The organism is Streptomyces sp. NPDC046349 (genome assembly GCF_055587885.1).
Window position 1 is genome coordinate 88,547 of record NZ_JBVJFK010000006.1, and the last position, 19,202, is coordinate 107,748.

A 19,202-nucleotide genomic window follows, 5' to 3' on the forward strand; every position below is an offset into this window, starting at 1 on the left:
AATCCCTACGCCAGGCCGTCCGCCTGCAGGCCGGCCAGGACGGCCTGGCCCAGGGTGTGGACCGCGGATTGGGGGCGGACCATCACCGTGAACTCCTTGATCCGGCCCGCCTCGTCGAAGTGCAGCATGTCGATGCCGTGGATGTCCTTGCCGTCCACCGTGGCCCGGAACGGCAGGACCGCCGCGGGTCCCCGCGTGCCGTCCGCGCTCGTCCCGGTCGAGCCCTCGAAGTGGCCGACGTAGCGCAGGTCCTCGAAGACGCGCAGCAGGACCCCGAAGAGGCCCAGGACCATCGGCCTGCCTTCGAAGGGGCGGAACTTCACCGGGCTGTACAGCCTGATGTCCTCGGTGAACAGGTCCTCCAGCGCGGAGAGATCACGCTTCTCCACGGCGGCGCGGAAGTGTTCGGCGGTCTCCGTCACGGACTCCACGGCTCCTCCTGGTGCTGCTACTCAAGGAATTGACTAGTCAGTTTCGTGAGTATCATGCGGGGGAGTACGACGAAAGGGAAGGGGCAGCCGCGATGGCCTTGCGACATGCCGTACTGGCGGCGCTGCTGGACGGCGAGTACAGCGGCTACGAACTGGCGAAGTCGTTCGACATCGGCGTCGCGAACTTCTGGCACGCCTCTCCCCAGCAGCTCTACACCGAACTGGCCAAGCTGGAGAAGGCGGGCCTGGTCGAGGGCCGGCAGGTCGTCCAGGAGACCCGCCCCAACAAACGCCTCTTCCGGGTCACCGACGCCGGCCGGACCGAGCTGGAGGAATTCGCGGCCGCCGCGTCCAAGCCCTCGGTCATCCGCGACGACCTCCTCGTCAAGGTCCAGAACGCCGACCGGATCGGCACGGCGCCGGTGATCGAACAGCTCGAAGAACGGGCGTCCGCGGCCGACGCCAAGCTCGAACTCCTCGGCAGGGTCCTGCGCAAGATGCGCGGCGACCTGGACGAGGAGGAGTTCCTGCTCCGCGGCGAACGCATCGGCGGGTACCTGACCTGCCTGCGCGGCATCGCCTTCGAGCAGGGCCACCGCGACTGGTGCCGCCGCAGCGCGGCGATCCTGCGAGAGAGGCGGACCACCCGTGCCGAGACATGAGTACCGGCGCTACGTCGCCCTGGGCGACAGCCAGACCGAAGGCCTGGGCGACGGCGACGACACCACGGGCCTGCGCGGCTTCGCCGACCGGTTCGCCGGACACCTGGATGCCGCGCGCCCCGGCCTGCAGTACGCCAACCTCGCCGTGCGGGGACGGCTCGCCGGGCAGGTCCGCGCCGAACAGCTCGGCCCCGCCCTGGCCCTGCGCCCCGACATCGCCACCGTCGTCGCGGGGGTCAACGACGTACTGCGGCCCCGGTTCGACGCGGCCGGGGTCGCGGGCCACCTGGAGGAGATGTTCGCCGCGCTCACGGCCTCCGGGGCGCACGTGGCGACCGTGACCTTCCCCGACATCGGCAGGATCGCGCCCCTCGCCCGGCCGCTCGCACCACGCCTGCTCCAACTCAACGAGCTCGTCCGCGCCGCGGCCGCCCGGCACGGGGTCTTCGTCGCCGAGACCGCCCTGCCGGAGGCGGTGGCGGACCCGCGGATGTGGACCGAGGACCGCCTCCACGCCAGTTCCCTCGGCCACGAACGCATCGCCGCCGCCCTCGCCCACGCCGTCGGCCTCCCCGGAAGCGACGACACCTGGACGCAGCCGCTGCCACCGGCGGGCGCGCTGCGCCGCTCGGCCGTCGCGGCCGAACTGCGATGGGCGTCCGCCTTCCTCGGTCCCTGGCTGGGCCGCCGCCTGCGCGGCCGCTCCTCCGGCGACGGCCGCGCCGCCAAACGCCCCGACCTGCTGCCCCTGGCCTCCGGTAGCGCCGGGGCGCGGTGACCCGGCCGCGCCCCGCGGCGATTCAGGGGGCCGGTTTCCGGCCGCGAGCGGCCTCGGCCAGCCGCCCGGGCGTGCGGGGCGGTCCGCAGAAGGGCAGCAGCGTCATACGCCTCTTCCCTGCTCCGGCGACGAGCCGGACTCGCGCCTTCGCCGGTGGCGCGGCGGCTGCTGGAGCGCGGCCGGGCCGGGCGGCAGCGGCCGGGGCGGTGTGCCGGGCGGTCGGCGAGGCCCGAAGGCCCGAAGGCCCGTGAGCCGGATCCGTATGTCCGGGGCGTCGCCACCCCACCGCTGCGACAGCAACCGCCCACTGCCGCTGGTTACGCACGCGGAGCCGCACGCGGAGCCCGGTCCGGGCCGATGCCCGGTCCGGGGCCGTCTCAGTCGAACCAGCGGTCCCGGGCCAGTTCCGCCGTGCGGGACGGGTCCTCCAGCAGCGCCGCCACCTCGAAGCGGCGCGGCCACTGGCCCGCCGCCCAGGCCAGGCCCGCCGCCACACCCTCCAGGGTGGACGCGTGGAGGGTGCCGTCCGGCGTCCGCCGCCAGTCCAGCTCCGTGCCGCCCGCTACCAGCTCCTCGTGCTCGAGGTACGTCGCCGGGGTCGCCGGACCCAACAGCACCCGCACCGATTCCGGCACCTCGTGCTCCTCGCCCGGCGTCGTCACCTCCGCCGGCACCGTCTCCGACAGCCGGCGAACCTGAAGCAGGTCCGCGAGGTCCGCCGCCCGCACCGGCGAGACCGGCAGCAGGGGCAGTCCCGCCGCGAGCGGCAACAGGTCCGGGGCGTCCGCGATCACCGCGTCCGCCGCGTCCACCACGAGCACCTCGCCGTCGACCACCGCCCGCAGTTCGTCCGGCAGCGTCACCTGCTCGGGGTCGAGATCGGCCAGCGCCCCGTACAGGCCGTGCAGCTGCCGGTCCGTCACCTCGCGTTCGGGGTCGGCGAGCCGGCCCAGGAGCTCGGCCGCACCCCCGGGCTCGTCCAGCAGGGCCGGCACGGACGTGCGCACGCCCAGCGCCCGCAGCACCTGCTCGTCCTCGAAACCGGTGGCGTCCGCCGAGGTGTAGAGGCCCTCCAGCAGCGGGTCGCCGCCGGCCGCGCGCAGGCCCGCCGGGCGGCGGCCGTCCAGCACCGGGTGGTCGCGCAGCCACCAGGCCGTGTACGGGCGCACCGACTGCGTCGTCCCGTCCGGCAGCAGGATCCGCACCGGCTGGGTCAGCGCGTCCCGCAGCGGAGGCTGCGCCAGCATCGCGAGGGCCTGCGGCCAGCAGTCGTCGTCGACGAGGTCCAGGTCGCGGACGGCCACCAGCTCGGTCGCCACCGGCGGGACGGGCAGGTCCGGCAGCTGGTCCAGCACGTCCTCGCACCACACGTCCACCGCGTCCAGCAGCCCGGCGTCGTCCGGCTCCGCGAAGTCGCCCTCCCGCGGCTCCATTTCGTCCGGGTCCAGGACCACGTCGGTGGCGCGGACCAGCTGGAACGACGCCAGTACCCCACAGGCGGTCAGCGGGGCCCCGCCCCAGCGCTCGGCCAGCTCGGCATCCACGTAAGGGACCTCGTCCTCGCGGATCACGGCCGCCAGCGGCGATCCCGGCAGCAGCAGTTCGCCCGCCGGGGTGAGCTCCCCGTCCTCGTCCGGCAGGGCCAGCGCCCCCAGCCACGGCTCGTCGCCCGGTGCCAGATCCGCGTCGCGGACCAGCCCGAGGACGACCTCGGCCAGCTCGTCGGCGTCCAGGGTGTCGGCGTCCTCGTCCCAGATCTCCCCGGCATCCAGGGAGGCGGCCACCGCGGCCCGTACCTGCGGGGTCGTCAGGACCGCGCGGGGCGTCGCCGGCAGGGAGCCGAGCTTCTCCAGCAGCGGGTGCGCCGCCTCCGGGTGGGCCACCTTCAGGCCCAGCCGCGCCAGGTCCGCGGGAGTCTCGGCGTACGGGAGCAGGACGTGGCGCGGCCCGATCGTCGTGCGGCCGTCGGCGAGCGGCACGGGCAGCCCCGACAGCCGGTCGGGGTCCACCCCGGCAAGGCTGTCGTAGAGCCGGTACCACCATTCGGGGGTCCGCTCGATGCCCGCGATCCGCTCGATGGCATCGCCCAGCGGGAGCCGGCCCACGCCCAGGGTGCGCAGCTCGGCGCGGCGCTCCAGGCCCGCCGGCAGCAGGGTCGGCAGGACCTCCGCCAGGACGCGCACGGTGTCGGCGCCCGCGCCCTCCACCACCTCGGCCTCGAAGGGGCGCAGGGCCACCCGCTCCTCCGCGTGCTCGGGCGGCGCGGCCGGTGCGAGGAAGGCCGTACGGGGCAGCCGCTGCAGCACGGCGGCGCGCAGGGCGCCGTCCAGCTCGCCCTTGCCGAGCGGGCCGGGGACCAGGTCCACGAGACCGGTGCTCACGGGGTCCCAGGCGCCGAGGAGTTCGGCGTACGCGTCGGCCGCCCGCTCCACGAGGAAGTCGGTCAGAGGGCCCGGCGCGGGGTGGCGGCGGGTGGTGTCCAGCGGCAGGGTCGCGATGAGCAGCGCCGGGATGCCGAGCGGCTCGTCGGTCGGGGTCGGGGCGTGCACCACGGGCGCCGTGGTCGGCCGCAGCGGGGCGCCGTCGGTGTCGACGGGTACCGCCCACGACACCGCCCAGGCGGGTCGCAGCCGTTCCTCGACGGGCCGGTCGGCGAGCAGCGCCCTGTCGATGGCGCCGCCGTGGCGGACGGTGCGCCAGCGGTTGGTGCGCGAACCGGATTCGGTGGTGTCCTCGACGACGGTGTACGCGCCCTCGTCGCGGCGGTTGAGGGTGCGCGTGCCGGCGGGGGTCTCCACGACGACCTCGCACAGCCCGGGAAGGGTCAGCAGCAGGGCGTCGTCGATGCCCGCGAGGAGCCGCTCGACGAGGTCCGCGGCGGCGGTGTCGCGCAGCGGCAGGACCACGACGGTGTCATAGCCCTCCGGGGCGGTGCCCTCGGCGGGCAGCGGGAGGCGCAGCAGCGGCACGTGTCCGTCGCGGCGGCGCAGTTCGTCGCCGAGGCCGGGGCTGCCGACGGCGGCCTCGCGGGCCAGTTCGCGGGCCTCGGCGAGGGACCAGCGGACACCGCCGTGGCGGCCGAGGACCGCCGGTTCGTCACAGACGGCGAGGACGGCGGCGAAGCCGACGCCGAAGCGGCCGACGCTCTCCGCGGCGGGTTCCCGCTTGGCGGAGGCCCGCAGGGTGCTCAGGGACTCCACACCCGTCGCGTCCAGCGGGGCGCCCGTGTTGGCGACGGCCAGCAGTGCCGGGCCGCCCTCGCCCGGGTGGAGGGTGAGCCGCAGCCGTCCGGGCACCTTGGCGCGGGCCGCGGCGTCGGCGGCGTTCTGGGCCAGCTCGACGACGAGCCGGTCCCGGTAGCCGCCCAGCGCGAGGTCCTCCTCGGCGTTGGCGTCCTCTCGGAACCGGGCCGGGCCGGCACCCCAGGCATCGAGCACGCCGCGGCGCAGCCGGGCCGTGCCGAAGGGGTCCACGCCGCTCTGGGCCGCCGTCACTCGCACGCTCACGCCGCTGCCTCCAAGAATCGCCCAACGCAACTCCTGAAGGTATCGCGTGCCGGCCTGCACCTTGCCCGTGAGGTGGGGCGAACACGACGACGTCGCAGCCCGGTGGCGGTCCTGCGCGAGGTCGCCGCCGCAGGTGATGAGCCGCGGCTCGGGTCTGCGACGGGGCCCCCGCAGACCTTGTCGGTGGGGGAGGCGCCCTTCTCGAAGGCGTCGGTGCCGTCGGCGGTGAAGACGCCGACGGTGCCGTCCTCACCGGTGCCGGCGACGGCACCGGAAGGCGGAAGCCCCCGGTGACGAGCAGTACCGGGGGCTTCGGCAGTACGGGACGGACGACGGTCAGAGCTTCTCGATCACGTAGTCGATGCAAGCCGTCAGCGCCTGCACGTCCGCCGGGTCGATCGCCGGGAACATCGCGATGCGCAGCTGGTTGCGGCCGAGCTTGCGGTACGGCTCGGTGTCCACGATCCCGTTGGCGCGCAGCACCTTGGCGACGGCAGCCGCGTCGATGTCGTCCGAGAAGTCGATCGTGCCGATGACCGCGGAACGCTTGTCGGCGTCGACGACGAACGGCGTCGCGTACTTGGACGCCTCCGCCCACCCGTACAGGTTGCGCGCACTGGCCGCCGTACGGCCCGTGGTGAACTCCAGACCGCCCTGGCTGTTCATCCACTCCAGCTGCTGGTCCAGCAGGAAGAGCGTGGCCAGGGCCGGGGTGTTGTACGTCTGGTTCTTCAGCGAGTTGTCGATCGCCGTCGGCAGCGAGAAGAACTCCGGGATGTGCCGGCCCGACGCGTGCACGCGGGCCGCGCGCTCCAGCGCCGCCGGGGAGAACGCCGCCAGCCACAGCCCGCCGTCCGAGGCGAAGGACTTCTGGGGCGCGAAGTAGTAGACGTCCGTCTCGGTGATGTCCACCGGCAGACCGCCGGCGCCCGACGTCGCGTCCACCAGAACGAGGGACCCGGCGTCGGCGCCAGCGACCCGCTTGACCGGCGCCGCGACACCCGTCGAGGTCTCGTTGTGCGTGTACGCGTACACGTCCACGCCCGCCTCGGCCACCGGCTCGGGGTGCGTGCCCGGCTCGGAGGAGATCACGGACGGCTCGTCCAGCCACGGCGCGAGCTTCGCGGCCTTGGCGAACTTCGAGGAGAACTCGCCGAACGTCAGGTGCTGGGACTTCCGCTCGATCAGACCGGCGGTCGCGACGTCCCAGAAGGCGGTGGAGCCGCCGTTGCCCAGGATCACCTCGTAGCCCTCGGGGAGGGAGAAGAGGTCCCGGATGCCCTGGCGCACCGATCCGACCAGGTTCTTGACCGGGGCCTGGCGGTGTGAGGTTCCGAGCAGGGAGGTACCGGTGGCGGCGAGGGCGTCCAGCGCCTCGGTCCGCACCTTGGAGGGGCCCGCGCCGAAGCGTCCGTCGGCGGGCTTGATGTCAGCGGGAATCTGGATCTCAGCCACGAGCGGAGCGTATCGGGTCCGGGTCCGCGCTCCGGACGCGCGTCCACCGGATGAGACGCGGCGCGGCGGTGGCAGGCTGGGTGACGTGACGACATCCGGTGAAGTCGAGCGGACATTGCGGGCGCAGCTGCGCGGGGAGGTCGATTTCGGCGCCGCGGCACGCGCCCTGGTGACCATGGACGCCTCCAACTACCGCCGCGTCCCCCTCGGCGTCGTCGCCCCGCGCGACGCCGACGACGTCGCGGCCGCCCTGAGGGTGTGCGCCGAGGCCGGCGTCCCCGTCGTCCCGCGTGGCGGCGGCACCTCCATCGCCGGTCAGGCCACGGGCGCCGGCGTCGTCCTCGACCTCACCCGGAACATGAACGCCCTCCTGTCCGTCGACCCGGCGGCCCGCACCGCCGTCGTCCAGCCCGGCCTGGTCCTCGACCGGCTCCGCGACGCGGTGCGCCCCTACGGACTGACCTTCGGCCCCGATCCCTCCACCCACTCCCGCTGCACCCTCGGCGGCATGATCGGCAACAACGCGTGCGGCGCCCACTCCGTGGCCTGGGGAACCACCGCCGACAACGTCGCCGAACTCGCCGTCGCCACCTACACGGGCGGCGCCCACCGCATCGGCACCGGCTGGGACGGCGCCCCCGCAGGCCTGCGGGAACTCGTCGGCGCCCACCTCGGGCTGCTGCGCACCGGCATGCCGCCCGGCTTCTCGCGAAGGATCTCCGGCTACGGCGGCCTCGACGCCCTGCTCCCCGAACGCGGGGTGCGGCTCGCGCGGGCCTTCTGCGGCAGCGAAGGCACCCTCGGCGTGGTGACGGAGGCCGTGGTGCGCCTCGTGGAACTGCCGCCCGCGCCCGCCCTGGCCGTCCTCGGGTACGCCGACGAGAGCGCGGCGGCGGACGCGGCCGCCGGGCTGCTCCCGCACCGGCCGCTGACCGTCGAGGGCATGGCCGAGGACCTGCTCGGCACGGCCACGGGCGGGACGCGCGGGGCATCGGGGCTGCCCCGGGGGCGCGCCTGGCTGTTCGTGGAGATGCCGGACGAGGGAGGGGCGCGCACCGTCGCACGCGGCGCTGACGCCCTCGACGCGCTGGTCGTCACCGACCCGGCCCGGCAGCGGGCCCTGTGGCGGATCCGCGAGGACGCCGCCGGCACCGCGACCAGGACCCCCGACGGGCGGATGGCCTGGCCGGGCTGGGAGGACTGCGCGGTCCCGCCGGCCCGGCTGGGCGCGTACCTGAGGGAGTTCCGGGCCCTGCTGGCCGCCCACGGCCTGCGCGGTACACCGTACGGGCACTTCGGCGAGGGCTGCGTCCATGTACGCATCGACTTCGACCTCGCCTCCGCCACCGGCGTGGCCCGCTTCCGCGCCTTCTCCGAGGAGCTGGCCGACCTCGTCGTCGCCCACGGCGGATCCCTCTCGGGCGAACACGGCGACGGGCAGGCACGCGCAGAACTCCTGCCCAGGATGTACGGGCCGGACGTGATCCGGCTCTTCGGCGCGTACAAGGACGTCTGGGACCCGGCGGGCGGGATGAACCCGGGGACGCTCGTCAGGCCCGCCCGCCTGGACGAGAACCTCCGCTTCGAGGTGCTCCCCGCCACCCCTTTCGCCCGCGACATCGCACGGTGCGTCGGCGTCGCCAAGTGCCGTACGACCGAGACGGGCGGCCCCGGCGTGATGTGCCCCTCCTACCGGGCCACCGGCGAGGAGCGGCACTCCACGCGCGGCCGCGCCCGCCTGCTCCACGAGATGCTCGCCGGGGAGATCGTCACCGGCGGCTGGCGCTCGCCCGAGGTCGCCGAGGCCCTCGACCTGTGCCTGGGGTGCAAGGGCTGCCGCAGCGACTGCCCGGTCGGCGTGGACATGGCCTCGTACAAGTCGGAGTTCCTGCATCACCACTGGGCCGGCCGGATCCGGCCGCTCGCCCACTACACACTGGGCGGACTGCCGGGATGGCTGCGCCTGATCGCCCGCCTGCGTGCGGCGGGCGCCGTCAACGCGGCCGTGCGCCTCCTGCCGTTCCCGGTGCCCGGCCTGGCCCGGGAACGGCCCCTGCCGCGACTCGCGCAGCGGCCGTTCACACGGGATGCGGGGGCCGTGGGGCGTATGGCGGGCGCCGCGGGGCCGGCAGCCGGTGATTCGACGTCCGGTGGCGCCACGTCCGGTGATGCGACGTCCGGTGATGCGAGGTCCGACGGGCCGACTGCCGGTGGTCCGGCGGCACCGTCCGGAGGGCCGGCGCCGACGCCCGGTTCCGCGTCCGGTACCGCCTCCCGCGCCACGTCGGGTCCCGCGTCCCGTCCCAGCGTCACCCTGTGGCCCGACACCTTCACGGAGTACCTCGCCCCCGAGGTCGGACACGCCGCACTCCGCGTCCTGCGCGCGGCCGGCCTGCACGTCACCGTCCCCCGCGGCGGCCGGGTGTGCTGCGGCCTGACCTACCTCTCCACCGGCCGCCTCGACCGCGCCCGCAAGGTCCTGCGCCGCACCCTGGACGCCCTCGGCGACCTCCCCGGACCCGTCACCGTCCTCGAACCGAGCTGCGCCGCCGCCCTGCGCACCGACCTGCCAGCCCTGCTCCCCGACGACCCCCGCGCTGCCCGCCTGGCGGCGGCCGTACGGACCGTCGCGGAGACCTTGGAGGAGTACGCGCCGGCCTGGCGGCCGCCCCGCCTCGACCGCCCGGTGGTCGGCCAGACCCACTGCCACCAGCACGCCGTGCTCGGCGACGCCGCCGACCGCCGCTTGCGCGAGCGCGCCGGACTGGTGGGCGAGCCCTCCGGAGGCTGCTGCGGCCTCGCCGGGAACTTCGGCTTCGAGCCCGGTCACCACGAGGTGTCGGTGGCCTGCGCGGAGGAGCAGCTCCTGCCGTCGCTGCGCGCGGCCCCGCCGGGCGCAGCGGTCCAGGCCGACGGATTCTCCTGCCGGACCCAGATCGCCCAGCTGGGCGGAGTGCGAGCCCGTCACCTCGTGGAACTCCTCGCGGAGGGACTGGCGGACCAGGAGGCCCAGGAAGCCGCGCAGGTCCCTCCCGACACACGGTCGTAGCGAACATGTAAGGAAAGAGACGCGGCAACACTCCTTACGAAGGCTTAATCTGGATAAATGCCCGCACCTTCCGTGTCCCCGACGACCACCCCCGCCGCCGCACTCCCCGCCGACCCCTCCGTCGAGGGGCCCCGGTCCCGCTTCGGCCCGGTCGCACTGGTGATCTCGGCGGGCGTCTCGGTCCAGTTCGGGGCCGCCCTCGCAGTGATGATCATGCCGAGGGCCGGTGCGGCGGGAGTGGTCACCCTGCGCCTCGCGGCCGCCGCGATCGTCCTGCTGCTCCTGTGCCGGCCGAAGGTACGCGGGTACACGCGCTCCGACTGGGGCACCGTCGCGGCGTTCGGCGTGGCGATGGCCGGCATGAACGGCCTCTTCTACCAGGCCATCGACCGGATCCCGCTCGGCCCAGCGGTCACCCTGGAGGTCCTCGGGCCGCTCGCCCTGTCCGTCGTCGTCTCCCGCCGCCTCGTGAACTTCCTGTGGGCCGGCCTGGCCCTCGGCGGCGTGGCCCTGCTGTCCGGGCACGGCGGGGGCGGCCTCGGCTTCGGCTCCCTCGACCCGCTCGGTGCGGCCTACGCGCTCGGTGCGGGCGCGATGTGGGCGGCGTACATCGTGTTCAGCGCGCGCACGGGCCGCCGCTTCCCCCAGGCGGACGGCCTGGCCCTCGCGATGGCTGCCGCCGCCGTCCTTTCGCTGCCGCTGGGCGTCTACGAAGCGGGCTCGGACCTGCTGGTCCCGAGCACCCTGGCCCTGGGCGTCGGCGTGGCCGTCCTGTCCTCCGTGCTGCCCTACACCCTCGAACTCCTCGCCCTGCGCCGGATGCCTGCGCCGACCTTCGCGATCCTGATGAGCCTGGAGCCGGCCATCGCCGCCACCGCGGGCTTCCTCGTCCTCAACCAGGCCATGTCGGCGCTGGACGCCCTGGCCATCGCCCTCGTCATCGCGGCCAGCATGGGCGCGGTCCGCTCCCAGATCAGAAAGCAGCCCGCCTGATGGATGTCGCCGCCTACCTGGACGCCGCCCCCGAAGCCCGCCGCCCGGCCCTCGCCCGCCTGCGCGAGCTGTGTGTGACGGAACTGAAGGGCTTCGAGGAGCGCATCGCGTACGGCATGCCGGTGTACGTGCGGCCGGGCGGGACCGACGGGGAGATCGCCTGGGCGAACCAGAAGCAGTACATCTCCTTCTACCTGATGCGCACGGACGTACGGGACGCCTTCGCGGACCGCTTGGCGGCCCACGACATGGGCAAAGCCTGCCTCCGCTTCCGCAACCCCGCCAAGGTCGACTTCGACCTCCTCCGCGACCTCCTGCGCGCCACGTCCCAGGCGGGCCCGGGACAGGTCTGCTGATCAGGCTCCACGGCGGCGGCCGACCCCGGGCGGGCCGGGAGGCGCGGCGGGGGTGAGGGGGCGGGGGACGGGAAGGGCAGGGACGGGAGGTGCGGCGGGGGCTACGGGGGAGCGGGGTTTCGGCGGGGCGGGGTCGGGGGTGTGCTGGGGGTTTCCCGTCAGTCCCATCGTCTCTCCGGTTCGGGCCGGTCCCTCAAGGGCGCTCCTTCGTCGCGTCGCTTCGCGATGTCGCTGCGCTCCACCCTTGACCGACCGTCCCGCCCCGGAAATCCGAAAGACTGCCGGGAAGCCCCCAAAGGGACGGGCCGGGACCTTGTTTTCAGGGACGGCCACATCAGCGATGTGCGGGCGGAGCCCGCAGCGCCCCCAATCGCTACGCGCTCCTGCCGACGGCGGCCGCAGGCCCCTGTGGCCGGACATAGGCCGCCACCGATCGCTACGCGCTCCTCTCCGGATGGCGTCCGCAGACCGTCTGGGGCCGGTCGCTCTAAGGTCGAAGCATGAAGATCATCGTGCGCTCGGCTGTCGGAGCGGACCTGTCATCCCTGCTGACTCTCTACGGCGAGCTGAATCCCGACGACGAACCGCTGCCTCAGGCGAAGGTCGATGCCATATGGGCGACCATCTCCAGTCAGCAGGGGCGGACCGTGCTGGTGGCGGACGCGGAAGGCGACGTGGTCGGCACCGCAGACTGTCTGGTCCTGCCGAACCTCACCCGTGGTGGCCGGGCCATCCTCTTCGTCGAGAACGTCGTGGTCGCCGAGGCATTCCAGCGGCGAGGCGTCGGCCGCGAGCTGATGGAAGCCGTCGTGCAGCTGGGTGCGTCGAACGACTGCTACAAGGTGCAGTTGCTGGCAGCCGACGACGAATATGTCCACACCTTCTACGAGTCGTGTGGCTTCAAGGCCCGTGCGGAAGGCTTTCGTCGCTACATCGAACGACGATCTGACCTGAGTGGGGAAGCAAGCCTGAGATGACCGCTGAGGCGAAGCGAATCCAGGTGTGGGTGAGCGCGCGTCTCAGAGAGCCGTCAATACGCCCTGATTGCCCCTGTTTGGGCGAGCGGTTGAGATGTCACCGTGGCCTTGACGGGGGTTGGCATCGGCTGAGCCGATGGATCGCCCTCCCGTCCCCTCGAATCCGCCCCTCTCAGCCCCGAACAGGGGGCGGACGCGGTCGCGGAGAAGCGCGTAGCGATCGAGGGCGGCTTATGACCGGCCCCAGACGGTCTGCGGACGCGTGATCGAGGAGTGCGTAGCGATCGATGGCGGCCTATGTCCGGCCACAGGGGCCTGCGGACGCCGTCCGACAGGAGCGCGTAGCGATTTGGGGCGCTGCGGGCTTTGCCCGCACGGCGCCGACCCCCGATGGGGTCTTGCTGTCCCGGCCCGTTCCTTTGGGGGCTTCCCGGCAGTCTTTCGGATTTCCGGGGCGGGACGGTCGGTCAAGGGTGGCCGAAGGCCATCGCGAAGCGACGCGAGGAACGAGCGCCCTTGAGGGACCGGCACGACACGGAGAGACGATGGGACTGACGGGAAACCCCCAGCACATCGCTGATACCGCCCCGCCGAAACCCCGCTCCCGCTCCCCCTCACCCCCGCCGCACTTCCGTCTCTGCCCCTTCCCCGCCCCCTGACACCCCGCCACACCCCCCCCGCACCCCGCAGAAGCCCCGCAACCGGAGCGGTGTCGCGTGCGTCCTCCCTGGAGTGTGCGCCCGCCCGGACGGCCGCGGGGGACCGGCTGGGCGGGCGTACGGCATCAGCCGAGGGGAAGCTCCAGGTATGACGGGGTCGCCTCCGGGGAGGTGAAGGCCAGGGTCGCGCGGGGCAGATTGGCGTCGGCGTAGAACGGGTCGCGGGCGTCGATCACCAGCATCAGGCTGTGGCCGCGCTGCACGTCGTACGCCGTGGCCTGAAGCTCGATGTCCGCGCTGATCAGGCTGTCGGGCGGCGACTGGAGGTCGCTGTACGGGGCGTGCGTGACGAGGTGGGCCGAGCCGTCCGGGGCCGTGTCGAGGAGGTAAGCGACGAAGGTGGAGCCCGGGTTCGCCGCCCGGTAGGTCACGCGGAGCCGGGGCGTGCCGCGCAGCCGGACGGTCTCCGCGGCCGGTTCGGCCGTCCAGACGGCGGCGACGGTGCGGTCGATGTCCTCGGTCAGGTAGGTCTTCGGGCGGCCGGCCATCTCCGCGTACCCGGACTCGACGACCTTGTCGGCGACGGTCGCCGGGGTGTCCATCCCGCACAGCACGGTCGCCGTCCAGCCGGCTTCCGCCTCCGGGCCGAGCTCGCCCCCGTCGACGAGGTAGAGGCGTTGCAGCTGTTCGGTGGCGGAGGGCCAGGTGGGGCGGGGTTCGAGGGTTTGGCTCCACATGACCTCGCCGATGAACTGTCCCTCGTCACCGATGCCGTTGTCGATGTCCTTGAGGTGGTGGTCGAACCAGCGGTGAGCGTCCGTCCAGATCCGGTTCGGCAGGCCCAGGATGCCCGACATCTCGGGGCCCGAGTGGTCGCCGATGGAGATGGCGAGGCGTTTGGGCCCGGTCAGTTCGTTGAACATCCGCACCGTCTGGTTGGTCGGGAAGAGCGTCTCGTGCCAGGCGTGCGAGAAGAAGACCGGCACCTGACGGCGGTTGAGTTCCTTGATGTGGGTGAAGGGAGAGCGGACCTCGGCCCAGCGCAGGGTGCCCCGGACGTCGCTGCCGGTCAGGACGTTGTCGAAGACGCTGTGCGTCTGCGGGCTCAGCCGGGCCTTCGCGGCGGCCTTCAGCAGGGCCTTGACCGCTGCGACGTGGCGGGTGGAGTTCTCGTAGAACGCCTCCCCGAGGTCGCCCCAGGTGCTGAGCGCGACCACGGCGTCGACGCGGGTGTCGTGCGCGGCGACCAGTTGGCTGATGCCGGAGCCGTACGAGTCCCCGAGGAAGCCGATCTTCGTCACGGGGCCCGTACTGCGCTCGATCAGGTGGTCCAGGGCGCGGCTGCCGTCGGCGACGTCGAGCGGGCCGGCCACGTCGACCTGGCCCTCGGAGCCGGCGAAGCCGCGGGCGGAGTACGCGATGACGTTGTAGCCGCGGGTCGCGAACAGGGTGGCCTGGACGGCGTAGGCGAGCCAGCCAAGGGCCGTCCACGGCGAAGGCATGACGATCATCGGGCGCGGCCGGGCCCCGGTGTGCCGCCAGAGCGCCGCATCAAGGAGGTCGCCGTCGGCTCCGGTCACCTTGCCACGCGTGAAGACGGCGAGGGCGCGCGCCTCGGCCACCTCGGCGGCGCGGGCGGGCGGCAGGCCGGTGAGGTCGCCGCTCTCCAGCGCGGAGACGAAGGCTCCGAGGGTGGTCGCGTCGAGTTCGGGATAGAGGGAGAAGGGAGGTTGGGCGGCTGGAGTCACGTCAGTTCATCCTCTTCGTCGAGTGACACGAACGTGGGCGCCCGCCCGGGCCCGGTGCGGAGCGTTCAGTATCGACGGGACATCCGGTGACGTATCGCCGCTTTCCGGCTTACGGCCTGAATCGCCCTCCGTGGTTACCGGCGCGATCGTGCCGAGAGACCTGCGCCCGGTGCGGATATCGATCAACTACCTCTGGGTTCAGGGGTTTTGGTGCGGTGGCGGGAAGGTGTCACCCCGTGCTGCGCCCGCACCAAAAAATCATGCAAGCATGCTTGATTGTTTTCTTGGGTGCTGCCAGTCTTCCCCTCACGCCGAGAAGGGGAGCGCACCGTGCCCGATCCGTCCGCCGTCGACGACGCCGTCGCCGTCTTCACCGATCTGCGCGAGGAGGGGCGTGAACTCGACTGCCTCGTCGAGCGTTTGCCGGCCGGGGACTGGGCCCGGCCCACCCCCGCGCCCGGCTGGACCGTCGCCCACCAGATCGCCCACCTGCACTGGACCGACCGGGCCTCGCTGCTCTCCCTCACCGATGCCACGGGCTTCGGCGTCATGGTCGAGGAAGCCCTGAAGGCTCCCGACTCCTTCGTCGACGACGGCGCGCGCGAGGGCGCGGCGCTGCCGCCCGCCGAACTCCTCAACCGCTGGCGGGACACCCGTGACGCGCTCGCCGAGGCCCTGGCCGCGGCTCCGCCCGACACTCGTTTCCCCTGGTACGGGCCGCCGATGAAGGCCGCCTCGATGGCCAGCGCCCGCCTGATGGAGACCTGGGCGCACGGCCAGGACGTCGCCGACGCGCTGGGAGTGCGCCGCACCCCGACCGCGCGGTTGCGGCACGTGGCGCGCATCGGCGTACGGGCCCGCGACTACGCCCACGCCGTACGCGGACTGCCCGCGCCCGACGGGGAGTTCCGGGTGGAGCTGACCGCTCCCGACGGCGCGCAGGTCTGGGTGTACGGCCCGGCGCAGGCCCCGCAGCGGATCACCGGCCCGGCCCTGGACTTCTGTCTGCTGGTGACCCGGCGCGCCCACCGCGCGGACCTGGACCTGACCGCGACCGGCCCCGACGCGGACCGCTGGCTGGACATCGCCCAGGCCTTCGCCGGTCCGCCCGGTGCAGGGCGGGAGCCGGGTGCGGGGCGGGGCCGGGGAGCCGGACGGTGAACCGGCCGCCGCTGCGCATCGGCAACGCCTCCGGCTTCTACGGAGACCGCTTCGGCGCCCTGCGCGAGATGCTCACCGGCGGCCCGCTCGACGTGCTGACCGGGGACTATCTGGCCGAGCTGACCATGCTGATCCTGGGCCGGGACCGCCTGAAGAACCCGGACCTCGGCTACGCCAAGACCTTCCTGCGCCAGCTGGAGGAGGGCCTCGGGCTCGCGCACGAACGGGGCGTGCGGATCGTCACGAACGCGGGCGGCCTGTACCCGGCCGGACTCGCCGACGCGGTACGGGCGCTGGCCGCCAAAGTGGGCGTGCCCGTCTCCGTGGCCCACGTCGAGGGCGACGATCTCACCTCCCGCGAGGACGGCGCGCTGACGGCCAACGCCTACCTCGGCGGCGCCGGGATCACCGCCTGCCTGCGGGCCGGCGCCGACGTGGTCGTCACGGGCCGGGTCACCGACGCGGCGCTGGTCAGCGGCCCGGCGGCCTGGTGGTTCGACTGGACGCCGGAAGACCACGACCGGCTGGCGGGGGCGGTGGTCGCGGGCCACGTCCTGGAATGCGGGACCCAGGCCACCGGCGGAAACTACTCCTTCTTCACCGCCCACGACGTCCGGCGCCCCGGCTTCCCGCTCGCGGAGATCTCCGAGGACGGTTCGGCGGTCATCACCAAACACCCCGGCACCGGCGGAGCCGTCACCACCGGCACCGTCACCGCCCAACTCCTCTACGAGACCCAGGGCGTGCGCTACCTGGGCCCGGACGTGACCGCCCGCCTGGACACGGTCCGGCTGACCGACGACGGCCCCGACCGGGTGCGGATCACGGGAGTGCGCGGAGAGCGCCCGCCGGCCTCCCTCAAGGTGGGCGTCACCCGGATCGGCGGCTGGCGCAACGAGGTGGTCTTCGTCCTGACGGGCCTGGACATCGAGGCGAAGGCGGAGCTGGTCCGGTCCCAGCTCGCCGAGGCCCTGGACGGCGTCGCCGACGCAGCCTGGACCCTGGCCCGTACCGACCACGCGGACGCCGACACGGAGGAGACGGCGAGCGCCCTGCTGCGCCTGGTGGTCCGCGACCCGTCCCCGGACCGGGTCGGCCGCGCCCTGACCTCGACGGCCGTCGAGCTGGCCCTCGGCAGTTACCCGGGCTTCCACGTGTGCGCCCCGCCCGGCCCGGCCCAGCCCTACGGGGTGTTCGCCTCGGCCTTCGTCCCCGCGGACGAGGTCCCGCACACCGCGGTCCTCCCGGACGGCACCCGCCTCCGCGTCCCTGCCCCGCCCGCCCCGGCGGAGCCCCCTGCGCCCCCTGCCGTGCTCCCGGCCCCCTCGGCGGAGCCGGAGCCGACTGCAGCTCCGCCGGCGGAGCCCACCGGACTCCCAGCCCCGCCGGCGTTTGAGGCGCGGGGGTCCCGGGGCGAAGCCCCCGAAGGGGCCGGGGGCTCAGCCTCCGCCGGGACCGGGGCTGAGCCGCGGGAGACCGTCCGCGCCCCCCTCGGGGCGCTCGCCGGGGCCCGCAGCGGCGACAAGGGCGGCGACGCCAATGTCGGCGTCTGGGTCGCCTCCGACCCCGCATGGGACTGGCTGCGCGACACCCTGACCGTCGACCGGTTCCGGGCCCTGCTTCCCGAAACCCGCGGCCTCACCGTCCAGCGGCACGAACTCCCCAACCTCCGCGCCGTGAACTTCACCGTCATCGGGATCCTCGGCGACGGCGTCGCCTCCGGCCACCGCTTCGACCCCCAGGCCAAGGCCCTCGGCGAATGGCTGCGCGCCCGCCACCTCGACATCCCCGCCCATCTGCTCCCGCCCCCGGAGGGGACCGGCCCATGACCCGCCTGCGTACCACCGTCGACCCGCACGCCCCCGAGCACACCAGAGCCCGTACGGCCGCACTGGAGCGCCTCGCCGCCCTCCACGCCGAGCACGCCAAGGCCCTGGAGGGCGGCGGGGACAAGTACACGGCCCGGCACAAGAAGCGCGGCAAGCTCCTGGCGCGCGAGCGCGTCGAGCTGCTCCTCGACCCGGACACGGCGTTCCTGGAGCTGTCGCCGCTCGCCGCCTGGGGCAGCGACTACCCCGTCGGCGCCTCCATGGTCACCGGCATCGGCACGGTCGAGGGCGTCGAGTGCCTGGTCACCGCAAACGACCCCACCGTCCGCGGCGGCGCCAGCAACCCGTGGACACTGAAGAAGGCTCTGCGGGCCAACGAGATCGCCCGGCAGAACCGCCTGCCCGTCATCAGCCTCGTGGAGTCCGGCGGCGCCGACCTGCCCTCCCAGAAGGAGATCTTCATCCCGGGCGGCGCGATCTTCCGCGACCTCACCCGGCTCTCCGCCGAGGGCATCCCGACCGTCGCGGTCGTGTTCGGCAACTCCACCGCCGGAGGCGCGTACGTCCCCGGCATGTCCGACCACACCGTCATGATCAAGGACCGTTCCAAGGTGTTCCTCGGCGGCCCGCCCCTGGTCAAGATGGCCACCGGCGAGGAGAGCGACGACGAGTCCCTCGGCGGGGCCGACATGCACGCCCGCACCTCAGGGCTCGCCGACCACTACGCCCTCGACGAGTACGACGCCATCCGCCAGGCCCGCCGCATCGTGGCCCGCCTGAACCACCGAAAGCCCCGCCAGGACCCGCCGAAGGCCGAGGAGCCCCTCTACGACCCGGAGGAACTCCTCGGGATCGTGCCGCCCGACCTGAAGACCCCCTTCGACCCCCGCGAGGTCATCGCCCGCATCGTCGACTCCTCCGACTTCGACGAGTTCAAGCCGCTCTACGGCACCAGCCTCGTCACCGGCTGGGCCACCCTCCACGGCTACCCGGTCGGCATCCTGGCCAACGCCCAGGGCGTGCTGTTCAGCGCCGAGTCCCAGAAGGCCGCCCAGTTCATCCAGCTCGCCAACCAGCGCGACATCCCGCTCCTCTTCCTCCACAACACCACCGGCTACATGGTCGGCAAGGAGTACGAGCAGGGCGGCATCGTCAAACACGGCTCGATGATGATCAACGCCGTCTCCAACTCGAAGGTCCCGCACCTGTCCGTGCTCATCGGCGCCAGCTACGGAGCCGGCCACTACGGCATGTGCGGCCGCGCCTACGAGCCCCGCTTCCTCTTCGCCTGGCCCAGCGCCAAGTCCGCCGTCATGGGCCCCCAGCAGCTCGCCGGGGTCCTCTCCATCGTGTCCCGGCAGTCCGCCGCCGCCAAGGGACTCCCGTACGACGAGGAACAGGACGCCGGGATGCGTGCCTTCGTCGAGGCGCAGATCGAGTCCGAGTCCCTCCCCATGTTCCTGTCCGGGCGGCTGTACGACGACGGGGTCATCGACCCGCGCGACACCCGTACCGTCCTCGGCCTGTGCCTGTCGGCCGTCCACAACGCCCCCGTCGAGGGCGCCCGTGGCGGCTTCGGCGTCTTCCGGATGTGAGCC

13 protein-coding genes are annotated in these 19,202 nt (G+C 73.5%); 9 read left to right on the top strand and 4 right to left on the bottom strand.

The genetic code is table 11. From position 1 onward, the window contains the following. Nucleotides 1-5: 5 nt before the first annotated feature. Nucleotides 6-422 carry a nuclear transport factor 2 family protein gene (locus tag ACZ6JS_RS15775; protein WP_469298770.1) on the bottom strand — a complete coding sequence of 139 codons (417 nt, stop codon included), beginning with the start codon at nucleotides 420-422 and terminating at the stop codon, nucleotides 6-8. 101 nt (nucleotides 423-523) lie between these two features. On the opposite strand from ACZ6JS_RS15775, the gene ACZ6JS_RS15780 reads away from it, so the two are divergent. Both ACZ6JS_RS15780 and ACZ6JS_RS15785 read left to right on the top strand, forming a co-directional pair. Then, a complete protein-coding gene (locus tag ACZ6JS_RS15780; protein WP_469298270.1) occupies nucleotides 524-1,093 on the top strand; it encodes a PadR family transcriptional regulator in 570 nt (189 codons plus the stop codon). Beyond that, nucleotides 1,080-1,871, top strand: coding sequence for an SGNH/GDSL hydrolase family protein (locus tag ACZ6JS_RS15785; protein WP_469298272.1), 792 nt, complete (start codon nucleotides 1,080-1,082; stop codon nucleotides 1,869-1,871). The genes ACZ6JS_RS15780 and ACZ6JS_RS15785 overlap by 14 nt, the downstream gene beginning before the upstream one ends. Nucleotides 1,872-2,248: 377 nt before the next feature. Here ACZ6JS_RS15785 and ACZ6JS_RS15790 read toward each other — a convergent pair whose 3' ends face one another. Then, complete coding sequence (locus ACZ6JS_RS15790) at nucleotides 2,249-5,377, bottom strand: sacsin N-terminal ATP-binding-like domain-containing protein (protein WP_469298273.1); 3,129 nt, start codon at nucleotides 5,375-5,377, stop codon at nucleotides 2,249-2,251. Between the two features lie 336 nt (nucleotides 5,378-5,713). Further along, the gene (gene serC, locus ACZ6JS_RS15795; protein ID WP_031158295.1) at nucleotides 5,714-6,832 is read right to left on the bottom strand and encodes a phosphoserine transaminase; all 1,119 of its coding nucleotides are present in this window, start codon (nucleotides 6,830-6,832) and stop codon (nucleotides 5,714-5,716) included. Between the two features lie 175 nt (nucleotides 6,833-7,007). On the opposite strand from serC, the gene ACZ6JS_RS15800 reads away from it, so the two are divergent. The 4 genes from ACZ6JS_RS15800 to ACZ6JS_RS15815 all read left to right on the top strand — a co-directional run bounded on the left by ACZ6JS_RS15800 (nucleotide 7,008) and on the right by ACZ6JS_RS15815 (nucleotide 12,207). Continuing rightward, complete coding sequence (locus tag ACZ6JS_RS15800) at nucleotides 7,008-9,881, top strand: FAD-binding and (Fe-S)-binding domain-containing protein (RefSeq protein WP_469298772.1); 2,874 nt, start codon at nucleotides 7,008-7,010, stop codon at nucleotides 9,879-9,881. 57 nt (nucleotides 9,882-9,938) lie between these two features. After that, the gene (locus ACZ6JS_RS15805) at nucleotides 9,939-10,874 is read left to right on the top strand and encodes an EamA family transporter (RefSeq protein WP_469298275.1); all 936 of its coding nucleotides are present in this window, start codon (nucleotides 9,939-9,941) and stop codon (nucleotides 10,872-10,874) included. Then, the gene (locus tag ACZ6JS_RS15810; RefSeq protein ID WP_469298277.1) at nucleotides 10,874-11,230 is read left to right on the top strand and encodes a DUF1801 domain-containing protein; all 357 of its coding nucleotides are present in this window, start codon (nucleotides 10,874-10,876) and stop codon (nucleotides 11,228-11,230) included. Before ACZ6JS_RS15805 ends, ACZ6JS_RS15810 begins: the two co-directional genes overlap by 1 nt. 500 nt (nucleotides 11,231-11,730) lie before the next feature. Continuing rightward, nucleotides 11,731-12,207 carry a GNAT family N-acetyltransferase gene (locus ACZ6JS_RS15815; protein ID WP_469298280.1) on the top strand — a complete coding sequence of 159 codons (477 nt, stop codon included), beginning with the start codon at nucleotides 11,731-11,733 and terminating at the stop codon, nucleotides 12,205-12,207. Between the two features lie 784 nt (nucleotides 12,208-12,991). Here the strand turns inward: ACZ6JS_RS15815 and ACZ6JS_RS15820 are convergent. Continuing rightward, complete coding sequence (locus ACZ6JS_RS15820) at nucleotides 12,992-14,614, bottom strand: CocE/NonD family hydrolase (protein WP_469298282.1); 1,623 nt, start codon at nucleotides 14,612-14,614, stop codon at nucleotides 12,992-12,994. 330 nt (nucleotides 14,615-14,944) lie between these two features. Between ACZ6JS_RS15820 and ACZ6JS_RS15825 the strand changes: the two genes are divergently transcribed. Genes ACZ6JS_RS15825 through ACZ6JS_RS15835 form a run of 3 tightly spaced genes read left to right on the top strand, consistent with a single transcriptional unit; the run spans nucleotide 14,945 to nucleotide 19,199 of the window. Continuing rightward, nucleotides 14,945-15,775, top strand: coding sequence for a TIGR03084 family metal-binding protein (locus ACZ6JS_RS15825; protein WP_469298284.1), 831 nt, complete (start codon nucleotides 14,945-14,947; stop codon nucleotides 15,773-15,775). Further along, nucleotides 15,772-17,604: an acyclic terpene utilization AtuA family protein gene (locus tag ACZ6JS_RS15830; protein ID WP_469298286.1), complete on the top strand. Its 1,833-nt coding sequence runs from the start codon at nucleotides 15,772-15,774 to the stop codon at nucleotides 17,602-17,604. Before ACZ6JS_RS15825 ends, ACZ6JS_RS15830 begins: the two co-directional genes overlap by 4 nt. Then, nucleotides 17,601-19,199: an acyl-CoA carboxylase subunit beta gene (locus tag ACZ6JS_RS15835; RefSeq protein ID WP_469298288.1), complete on the top strand. Its 1,599-nt coding sequence runs from the start codon at nucleotides 17,601-17,603 to the stop codon at nucleotides 19,197-19,199. Before ACZ6JS_RS15830 ends, ACZ6JS_RS15835 begins: the two co-directional genes overlap by 4 nt. The last annotated feature ends 3 nt before the right edge of the window (nucleotides 19,200-19,202 follow it).